The organism is Enterobacter sp. PGRG2, from assembly GCF_030291195.1.
Taxonomy (GTDB): Bacteria; Pseudomonadota; Gammaproteobacteria; order Enterobacterales; family Enterobacteriaceae; genus Enterobacter_D.
The window spans coordinates 4,002,247-4,012,372 of the sequence record NZ_CP127837.1; the positions used below are offsets into that span (position 1 = coordinate 4,002,247).

Consider the following 10,126-nt stretch of genomic DNA (forward strand, 5'->3'; position numbering starts at 1 on the left):
TCCAGATCGTTATCTGGATGTATGGGACAATGAAACGCCTGACGCCCGCGCGGTAAGCTGACGCCACAGCCATTCCACCGGTCCCTGACGGAAGCGGCGCAACCAGCAGACCGAGAGCAACAGATTAACGGCCCAGATGAATGGCACAAAGGCCAGCAGTTGCAGACGGTCAAATTTCATAAACAGCCCCAGCTGATAAAACAGCGTGGTGCATATCAAAGTTTGCAGCAGATAGTTAGTGAGCGCCATGCGGCCGACGCAGGCCACCGCATGCACCAGCTTCAGGCGGCTTAACTGCGGCCAGTAGCCATAGGCCAGCGCAGCATACCCCAGGGTTTGCAGCGGCGCGCTCAGTTCGCGTGGTACCTGCAGAAAGAAGGCGCACCAGCGATAATCCCAGCCGAGCTGCCACTGGACGAGGGTTGACGGAAGGTTGATCAACAGGCCGACCGCAATCAATACCAGGGCGGTGCGGCGATAATGACGCAGGCTGAACTGCCCTTTTAACCAGCCGCTGCGCATCAGCGCCGCGCCCACCAGCATCAGCCCCGCCAGCTGCCAGCCATACTGCGCGCCGATGGCGAGCAGCGTGTCGGACAGCATATCCGCCCGGTTGCCGATAGCTTCCAGACCGCCGGTGGTTTTCCACCAGGCTTCATATTGCAGGTTAGCCGCATCGGGGATCCAGGCGCGGTTCGGCTCATTGCCGGCGATAAATCCCAGCAGCAACAGCACCGCAATACCGATGAGATAGAGCGCCACGCCGGTGTTAAACAGCGTTTTCAGGGATGCCGCATCGCGTATCATGCGCCAGCACACCAGCCCGACCAGGCCATAGGCGAGCAAAATATCCCCGTCCCAGAACAGCAGCCCGTGGATAAATCCCAGCAGCACCAGCAGCGTTAAGCGACACTGGATCCAGCGCTTGCCCCGCCCCTGCAACAGTTGCAGCCCGGCGCCGAACAGAATGGCAAATAAAGAGAGGAATTTCGCCTGCGCGAAGATGTCCAGCAGTGCCCAGGTCCAGGCGTCCCGCGAGGTGATCTCGCCATACCAGGCCGGATTCAGATAAGCCGCCTTTGGTAAACCAAAGGCGTTAATATTCAGCAGTAAAATACCCAGAATGGCAACGCCACGAATGAAATCCAGCGTGACATGACGTTCCATGGGGTTTGCCTGCCTCAATTATTGTGATGACGCACAGCGCGCAGGAACTCCTGGCGGGTGTTCTGGCTGGATTTGAATAACCCGCCCAGCGAGGTGGTGGTAGTGGCGCTGGTGGCATCGCGAATGCCGCGCGCTTTAACGCAGTAATGCACCGCATCAATAGACACAGCCACATTGTTGGTGCCAAGCAGCGTTTGCAGGGCGATGAGGATCTGCTGGGTTAAGCGCTCCTGCACCTGCGGACGTTGGGCAAAAAACTGCACAATGCGGTTAATTTTGGACAGGCCGATCACCGCATCTTTCGGGATATAGGCCACGGTCGCTTTGCCGTCGATGATCACAAAATGGTGCTCGCAGGTGCTGGTCAGCGTGATGTCACGCACCGTCACCATCTCGTCGACTTTCATTTTGTTTTCAATAACGGTGATCTTCGGGAAATTGGCGTAATCGAGGCCGGAGAAGATCTCATCGACGTACATTTTGGCGATACGCTGCGGGGTTTCCATCAGGCTGTCGTCGCTCAGATCGAGATTTAACAGTTGCATGATCTCGGTCATATGCCCGGCAATCAGGCGTTTACGGGTTTCGTTGTCCAGGTCGGCCGGTGCGCGCAGCGGTGTTTCCAGGCCGCGGGCGACAAGGGCTTCATGAACCAGCGCGGCTTCTTTACTCAGTGATGGCATCTCTTTATTCTCCTGCAGGTGTCGCTACCTTTGCCGCTCAGCAGGCAAAGTGCGCAGTCATTGTGCGTGAGGTCACGCACATAATCCAGTGTATTCACCGCGATAATTAGTGAAATCGTTACGGCCTTTCATGCTGACGTTTCCACACCAGCCCGCCGCCGATAAACAGCGCCGCCCCCGCCAGGCCAAGGGCAGGCTCCAGCTGATGCGTCAGCCAGGTGGAGAGCGCAGAGGTCATCGGGCCGACCAGTTGTCCGATGGCGTAACCGGTGGTCAGCAGCCCGGCCATATAGCGCGCATGGGCCGGAGCCAGTTCACGACCACAGACCAGCGACAGCTGCACCGCGCAGAGAAAACCGCCGCCCACCAGCAGCGCCCCGCTCACCAGCCCCGCCATACCCGGCAGCAGCCAGGCGGCAATCACGCCCGCGCCCTGTAACCACAACACCACCGCCAGACGCTGATGGCTGTGTCCGACATGACGTAAGGCGATGCTGAGCGCAATGCCGATCACCGCCGCCGCGCCGAACACCGGCCAGACAAACTGGGCGAAGACGCTGCCGGGGAAGCGCTGCGCCGCCATCTGCGATAAAAAGGTAGCCGGAAGGATGTAGCCAAAGCCCGCGAGACTGTAGCTCCAGACCAGCCGTTTAATATCGGCGGTGAGCTGTAACGGCTGCGGTTTGTCGCCGCTGCGGTGTAACTGTCCCGGTCGCGGCAGCCAGCGGGCGATGAACGCGATCAATACCAGCGCCAGCACGCCGTACACCTGCCAGCCCGCTGAGGCGGACAGCGCCTTTGACTGGATGCCGATGGCCAGCAGACCGCTCAGGGCGATACCTGCCCCCGGCCCGGCAAACACCGCCGCGTTCAGGCCCGGTTTGCCCGCATGGGCCAGCTGGTCGGTGATCCAGGCTGCGGTCAGCACCATCGCCCAGCCGCTCATCATGCCGATCACCAGCCGCAGCAGACCGTGTGCAATGGCGGTATCCGCCAGCGCGGAAAGAAAAGTCAGCGCCACCGCCCCGAACACACCGGCATACAGACGGCTTTCCACGTGCCGGTGCGCGCGCATGGCATCCCATGCGCCAAGCAGATAACCGAGATAGTTCATGGCGGCCACCAGCCCGGCGCTGGTCAGACTGAGCTGACCGTCGCGGATCATCAGCGGAACCTGCGGCGTAAAGGCGAAGCGGCCAATTCCCATCGCCACAATGAGCACCACAAATCCACTGAGCGCAATTCTGAGCGCCATGGTTATCCCGTAAGTTAATGTAAAGTTGTGTTTATGATGCAATATGTTGCAGGGATGCGGAAGTGAAAGTTACTCACAGCAAAGTGAATGCCTGTATGATGATGCCTTCATTCTGAGTATGACGAGTAGAGGAACTTCGCATGGAAATGCTTGAAGAACATCGTTGTTTTGACGGCTGGCAGCAGCGCTGGCGTCATCACTCCGCCGTACTGAACTGTACGATGACGTTCAGCGTGTTTTTACCGCCGGAACGCCGGGAAACGCCGCCGCCGGTGCTCTACTGGCTCTCCGGCCTGACCTGTAATGACGAGAATTTCACCACCAAAGCCGGGGCGCAGCGCGTGGCGGCAGAGCTGGGGATTGTGCTGGTGATGCCGGATACCAGCCCGCGCGGCGAGGATGTCGCCGACAGCGAGAGCTATGATCTGGGCAAAGGCGCAGGTTTTTACCTGAACGCCACGCAGCAGCCGTGGGCAGCGCATTACCGGATGTACGATTATCTGCGTGACGAGCTACCGAATCTTATCCGTGAGCAGTTTAACGTCAGCGATCGCTGTGCCATCAGCGGGCATTCGATGGGTGGTCACGGGGCGCTGATCATGGCGCTGAAAAATCCGGGCCGTTATACCAGCGTGTCGGCCTTTGCGCCTATTGTGAATCCCTGCCAGGTGCCCTGGGGGCAGAAAGCCTTCAGCGCCTATCTTGGGGATAATCCTGCCGACTGGCAGGCGTGGGACAGTTGCGCGCTGATGCTGAACAGCAAGCCGGATGATGCGATCCCGACGCTTATCGATCAGGGCGACAGCGATCAGTTTCTGGCCGATCAGCTACAGCCTGCCCGCCTTGCGGAAGCCGCACGTCAGACCGGCTGGCCGCTGACCCTGCGCGTGCAGCCAGGCCACGATCACAGCTATTACTTTATTGCGTCCTTTATTGAAGATCATCTGCGCTTCCATGCGCAGCATTTATTGAAGTGACGTTTTGCCCGGCGGCGCAAGCTTGCCGGGCCTACAAATCTGTCCGTAGGCCGGGTAAGGCGCAGCCGCCACCCGGCACCCGGCACCCGGCACCTCCATCAGAACCGGTAATCCACCGCCATAAAGTATCGACGTCCGTCTTCGTTATAGCTGTAGTCGTCGCGGCTGAGATCTTTATCCATCAGGTTCAGCACACCCGCACGCAGCTTGACGTTTTTCGTCGCCTGCCACGCACCGCCGGTATTCCAGATCACATAGCCGCCCGGCGTGGTGCCGGTGGCGCTGATATTGCGTTTTTCGCCGCTGTAATTCCCGGACACATAGAATGACCAGTCCTGCACCGGCTGCCAGTCCAGGGTGCCGTTAGCGGTGTGGAACGGCAGCTCCTGCAACGGCGTATTGCCGCCGTTACTCAGATCGCGCCCGTCGTTATAGGTGTAATTCAGCGTCAGCTTCCACTGATCGTCGAACGGCACTTTCAGCTCGGTTTCCACGCCGCGAATACGCGCCTTGTTAACGTTGTAATAGCGGAAAATCGGTTCACCATCGGCATTCAGACCGACATAGTTCGGATAGCCCTGCGCCGCGTTAACGTCGGCCGTACGGCTGATGCTGATACGATCTTCCACGTCATTCTGGAAGGTAGTGATGCTCGCCTGCACGCCTTCCAGCCAGCCCTCTTCACCGGCGTAATACAGACCGAATTCGTAGCTTTCGCTGGTTTCCGGCTTCAGATCCGGGCTGCCGACGATTTCGCACGCGCCGCGGCAGGAGCCGGTGACCCAGTCCGGGCTGAGCTGTAACAGGGACGGCGCTTTGAAGGCTTTCGCCCAGCCGCCTTTCACCGTCAGCGTGTCGGTGGCGTTGTACACCAGATAAGCACGCGGGCTCCAGTGATCGCCATAGGTCTCGTGATCGTCCATACGCACGCCGGTGGTCAGCGCCAGCGGCTCAAGGAGACGCCATTCATCTTCAACAAAGAGTGCGTACTGACTGGTGGAGGTTTCGCTGCTACTGCTGCCGGTAATGTTAACCGGATCTTTCAGCTTATCGTGCCGCCATTCGCCGCCAAAGGTGACGAACTGATTAATCGCCTCCACCGGCAGCACGTATTTGCCGTCGATGGTGTTGCTTTCAGAGGTGATGGTGTGGCTGTTGCCGGGGTTTTTGTTATCGACTTTCTCGCCGTAATATTTCAGCTCGCTGTTACCCAGATCCCATCGTCCGTTATGGCTGAAGGAGAAGTTCTGCCGCTCCAGGCGGTTCTGGTCGAGGGAGTCGGAGCTGCGATCCTGGCGGTCAAAACCATAACCGGCAGTGAAATCGTGATTGTCATTCGGCGTCCAGGCGAACTCCACGTTCGCATCGCGGCTGGTAAAGCCTTCAATTCGCGGCGTTTCGCCGGTAGCGGCCGTGTCTGAGGGTTCCGCTTTATCTTTTTCGCGTTTCGCCACGCTGCCGAACGCTTTCATGCCGAGCACGCCGTCAATCAGCGGGCCGCTGGTGAAGAACTGACCGTTCCAGGTATCGCCGCGATCGCGTTTTTCCTGAATAGTGTTGTCGGCGGTGAGGCTGCCGGTCCACTGTTGACCAATTTTTTTGGTAATGATGTTGACCACCCCGCCGAGGGCATCTGAACCATACAGCGACGACATCGGTCCGCGTACCACTTCGATGCGCTCAATGGCATCCACCGGGATCCAGTTCAGGTCGAAATCATTGTGACGGAATACGGCGTTGCGGGAATTCACGCGTTTACCGTCGACCAGGATCAGCGTGTAGCTGCTGTCGAGGCCGCGAATGCTGACGCCTTTGCGGTTATCGCCTTCGTTGGTGAGCTGTACGCCGGGTACTTCCTGCAGTACATCTTTGAGGTTCTGTACCGGCCTGCGTTGCAGATCCTGCTGCGTGATCACGCTGATGCTGGCCGGCGCGTCTTTCACATTCTGCTCGGTGGCAGCGGCAGTGACCACCATGGTTTCACTGGCAAAGGCTGGCAGCGCGAGTGAAATTGCGGACGCACAGAGTCCTCCCCGCACGACGGGATTCAGGGTAAACATTCCAAATTCTCCATGAACTAAATACAGCAAATAAAAAAGAAGTTGCACACAATGCGCAGATTCCCGCCCGCTACGGTGGCGAAGGCGGTGATAATAATGCAGGTGACCCGCCGCGTTACGCCGGGTTTTTATCATTCTGAAAACGAGCGTAACGATAATGCAAACAATAACAATTATCAATTGAATTGTTAAAAGTTATGTCAATATGGGAGATTAAGGAGAAGGGATAGCAAAGAAAAGGCCGGGTGGCGCAAGCCCCACCCGGCCTGATAACATCGATTACTTCTTAACGCGTTCCGGGAATTCCATCTCGCGATAGCTGACGAACTTAGTACCGCGACTCAGTTTGTAGCCAAACCAGATGATCAGGAACAGCGGAATACCGATATAGGTCGCCGCCACGCCGCCCCAGTCAATGGTATCTGACAGGAAGGCTTCGTAGTTCTGACCAAGCGTAATGATAAGGCACAGCACAAAGGCGAAGATTGGCCCCAGCGGGAAGAAACCGGAACGGTACGGCAGTTCGCTCAGATCGCGCCCCTGCACCTCATATCCACGACGGAAGCGGTAATGGCTGATGGCAATGCCGAGCCATGCGATAAAGCCGGTCATGCCAGAGGTGTTCAGCAGCCACAGGTAAACGGTCTGGTTACCGAACATGGAGGTCAGGAAACAGAGTCCGGCGATCACCGTAGTGGCATAGAGCGCATTACGCGGCACCCCGCCCTTCGACAGCTTGCTGAAAATGCGCGGCGCTTTGCCGTCACAGGCCAGGGTATAGAGCATACGGGTTGACGCATACATGCCGGAGTTACCCGCCGACAGCACCGCCGTCAGGATCACCGCATTCATGATCGCCGCCGCCGACAGCAGGCCCGCATGCTGGAATACCAGGGTGAACGGGCTGACGCTGATGTCTTTCACATCGTTACGCAGCAGGCTCGGATCGGTGTACGGAATAATCAGGCTGATCACCAGAATGGCGAACACATAGAACAGCAGGATACGCCAGAACACCTGACGCACCGCGCGCGGGATGTTCTTCTCCGGATCTTCGGATTCACCGGCGGCAATGCCGATCAGTTCGGTGCCCTGGAAGGAGAAGCCGACGATCATCGCTACGCCAATCATGGCAGCGAAACCGCCCGCGAACGGCGCTTCGCCGATGCCCCAGTTGCTCCAGCCCGCAGGCTCTGCGCCCTGGAAGATGCCGAAAATCATCATCACGCCGACGATAATAAAGATAATGACGGTGGTAACTTTGATTAAGGAGAACCAGTATTCGGCTTCGCCGAAACCTTTCACCGAGATCCAGTTGAGCAGGAAAATAACGCACAGGAACAGCGCGCTCCAGATCCAGCCTGGCGTGTCCGGGAACCACCAGCTCATCACCAGCTGTGCCGCCACGAGATCCACGGCGATGGTCACCGCCCAGTTGTACCAGTAGTTCCAGCCCAGCGCGAAGCCAAAGCCTTCTTCGACGTATTTTTGGCCGTAGGTGGCAAAAGAGCCGGAAACCGGCATATAGGCCGCCAGCTCGCCCAGACTGGTCATCAGGAAATAGACCATCAGACCAATCAAAATATAGGAGAACAGTGCGCCGCCCGGCCCTGCCTGGGAGATGGTCGCGCCTGATGCAACAAACAAGCCTGTGCCGATAGAACCGCCAATGGCGATCATCGTCAGGTGACGCGCCTTGAGTTCACGACGGAGCGTGGGCGCTTGTGTGGTTTTAGATTCGGAAACCATGGGAAAATGCTGTCCTTCCAAAAAATGAGGCCGGATTGTAGCAGACCAGACGGCATCCTTCCGGCAGAAATGCGCTGTTATAAGAGACCTTCATGACCGGCCCTGGATTATAAGTAAAGCAGTGGATGGGCCGCTTTTCGATAATAAAATGCAATGGCGCTATTCACCGCAATAGCGCAAAAACCGCTTCAGGGCGCTGGACAGATGTTTTTGCCGGTGATGTATGCGCCACAGGGTACGCACCAGCCGCGGCAGCGGGATCGGCACTTCCACCAGCGAGCCGGATTCAAGCTGTTCAGCGATCACCCGCCGGGATAAACAGCTGATGCCCAGCCCGTGGCGCACCGCATGTTTAATGGCTTCGGAATTGCCCAGCTCCATCGCCAGCTGAAATTGCGGCAAATGTGACAGCAGCAGATAATCCACCAGCTCGCGGGTGCCGGAGCCGCGTTCGCGCAGGATCCAGGGCGCTGCCGCCAGCTGTTCCAGCGTCACGTCATGCTTTAACAACGGCGATGATGGCGCGGAAAAGACCACCAGTTCGTCCTCAAGCCAGGGTTCGGCGATGATTTCCGCCGTGTGGCATGGCCCTTCGATAAGCCCAATATCCACGCGGAAATCCGCCACGGCGTTGATCACGTCCTGGCTGTTGCCGACGCTCATCTCCAGCGGCAGATCGGGAAAATCGCGGCGATAGCGGGCGATCACTTCCGGGAGAATATAGTTGCCGATGGTGCTGCTGGCAGATACGCGGATCGCGCCGTTATCTTCGCGGAACAGCTGCTCGATCTCCGTGGCCTGCTCCAGCAGCGCCAGCGCGCGGGGATACAGCAGCCGTCCGTGCTCATTGACCACCAGCCGTTTGCCGACGCGATCGAACAGCTGCACGCCGAGCTGCCCTTCCAGATCGCTTAACGCCGCGCTGACCGCCGACTGGGACAAGGCCAGCATTTGCGAGGCCTGGGTTGTCGAGCCACTTTTCAGCACTTCCACAAATACGGCCAGTTGCCGCAACGTAATATGCATGGTTCACCGCATCCGGTAAGGCATTGCTTACCACTTATAAAGATTAATTATAAATATATAATCAATTTTATTTTTAAGCCAGCAGCCCTTACGCTTTGTCCACACAAAGGAGAGAGGTTATGACTGAGCTTACCTTACACACGCATTCTTCATTTCAACGTTATGCGCCCGGCCTTGCGCTCAGCGCGCTGGTGGCGGGCTTTGCCCTGTGGGTTGGCGGCATTCCGGCCATCGCGGGGGCCGGATTCAGCGCCCTGACGCTGGCGATCCTTGCCGGGATGGTTCTCGGCAACACGCTCTACCCGCATACCGCGCATCACTGTGATACCGGCGTGCTGTTCGCCAAGCAGCATTTATTACGGCTGGGGATCATTTTGTACGGCTTCCGGCTGACTTTCTCGCAGATCGCCGAGGTCGGCATCAGCGGCATCATCATTGACGCCCTCACCCTTTCCAGCACCTTCGCGCTGGCCTGCTTTCTGGGACAAAAAGTTTTCGGGCTGGATAAACAGACCAGCTGGCTGATAGGCGCGGGCAGCAGCATTTGCGGCGCGGCGGCGGTGCTGGCAACCGAACCGGTGGTAAAAGCGCAGGCAAGTAAAGTTACTGTTGCCGTGGCGACGGTGGTCATTTTCGGGACGCTGGCGATCTTCCTTTATCCGGCGATCTATCCGCTACTGAGCACGGTTTTCAGCCCGGAAGCCTACGGTGTTTATATGGGTTCGACCATGCACGAAGTGGCGCAGGTAGTCGCAGCAGGTCACGCCGTTGGCCCGGATGCCGAAAATGCCGCGGTGATCGCAAAAATGCTGCGCGTAATGATGCTGGCCCCCTTCCTGATCCTGCTGGCAATGCGCGTCAAACGCCTCGCGCCGGCAGATGATAACCAGCCCGGCAAGATCACCATCCCGTGGTTCGCCGTACTGTTTATCGTGGTGGCGGGTTTTAACTCCTTCAATCTTTTGCCCGCCGCGCTGGTGCAGGCGCTGGTCACGCTGGATACCGTACTGCTGGCCATGGCGATGGCGGCGCTCGGCCTGACCACCCACGTCAGCGCTCTGAAAAGCGCCGGGGTGAAACCCCTGCTGATGGCGCTGGCGCTGTTTGTCTGGCTGATTGTCGGCGGCGGGCTGATTAACCTGGGGGTGGAGGCGCTGACTAAATAAATTCCTGGTTTGGCGAAAGAGTGATGCATCTCCGGATACGGGA

At 58.1% G+C, this 10,126-nt stretch carries 8 protein-coding genes; 2 read left to right on the top strand and 6 right to left on the bottom strand.

The genetic code is table 11. The features are described from left to right. Positions 1 to 9 precede the first annotated feature (9 nt). The 3 genes from yeiB to QRD42_RS17905 form a co-directional block, all read right to left on the bottom strand. A complete protein-coding gene (gene yeiB / locus QRD42_RS17895; protein WP_321987775.1) occupies positions 10 to 1,167 on the bottom strand; it encodes a DUF418 domain-containing protein YeiB in 1,158 nt (385 codons plus the stop codon). 14 nt (positions 1,168 to 1,181) lie between these two features. After that, positions 1,182 to 1,850 carry a GTP cyclohydrolase I FolE gene (folE, locus tag QRD42_RS17900; RefSeq protein WP_072569131.1) on the bottom strand — a complete coding sequence of 223 codons (669 nt, stop codon included), beginning with the start codon at positions 1,848 to 1,850 and terminating at the stop codon, positions 1,182 to 1,184. Positions 1,851 to 1,968: 118 nt separating this feature from the next. Further along, entirely contained in the window at positions 1,969 to 3,105 is a 1,137-nt protein-coding gene (locus QRD42_RS17905) for a YbfB/YjiJ family MFS transporter (protein ID WP_072569132.1), read from the bottom strand. A 140-nt stretch (positions 3,106 to 3,245) separates the two neighbouring features. Between QRD42_RS17905 and fghA the strand changes: the two genes are divergently transcribed. After that, complete coding sequence (gene fghA, locus QRD42_RS17910) at positions 3,246 to 4,082, top strand: S-formylglutathione hydrolase (protein ID WP_321987776.1); 837 nt, start codon at positions 3,246 to 3,248, stop codon at positions 4,080 to 4,082. 98 nt (positions 4,083 to 4,180) lie between these two features. Here fghA and cirA read toward each other — a convergent pair whose 3' ends face one another. From cirA to yieE, 3 genes are all read right to left on the bottom strand, one after another. Then, a complete protein-coding gene (cirA, locus tag QRD42_RS17915; protein ID WP_321987777.1) occupies positions 4,181 to 6,142 on the bottom strand; it encodes a catecholate siderophore receptor CirA in 1,962 nt (653 codons plus the stop codon). Between the two features lie 279 nt (positions 6,143 to 6,421). Then, positions 6,422 to 7,891, bottom strand: coding sequence for an amino acid permease (locus tag QRD42_RS17920; protein WP_321987778.1), 1,470 nt, complete (start codon positions 7,889 to 7,891; stop codon positions 6,422 to 6,424). Positions 7,892 to 8,050: 159 nt separating this feature from the next. Next, a complete protein-coding gene (gene yieE / locus QRD42_RS17925) occupies positions 8,051 to 8,917 on the bottom strand; it encodes a DNA-binding transcriptional regulator YeiE (RefSeq protein WP_318372966.1) in 867 nt (288 codons plus the stop codon). Positions 8,918 to 9,036: 119 nt separating this feature from the next. Between yieE and QRD42_RS17930 the strand changes: the two genes are divergently transcribed. After that, complete coding sequence (locus QRD42_RS17930) at positions 9,037 to 10,083, top strand: YeiH family protein (RefSeq protein WP_321987779.1); 1,047 nt, start codon at positions 9,037 to 9,039, stop codon at positions 10,081 to 10,083. The last annotated feature ends 43 nt before the right edge of the window (positions 10,084 to 10,126 follow it).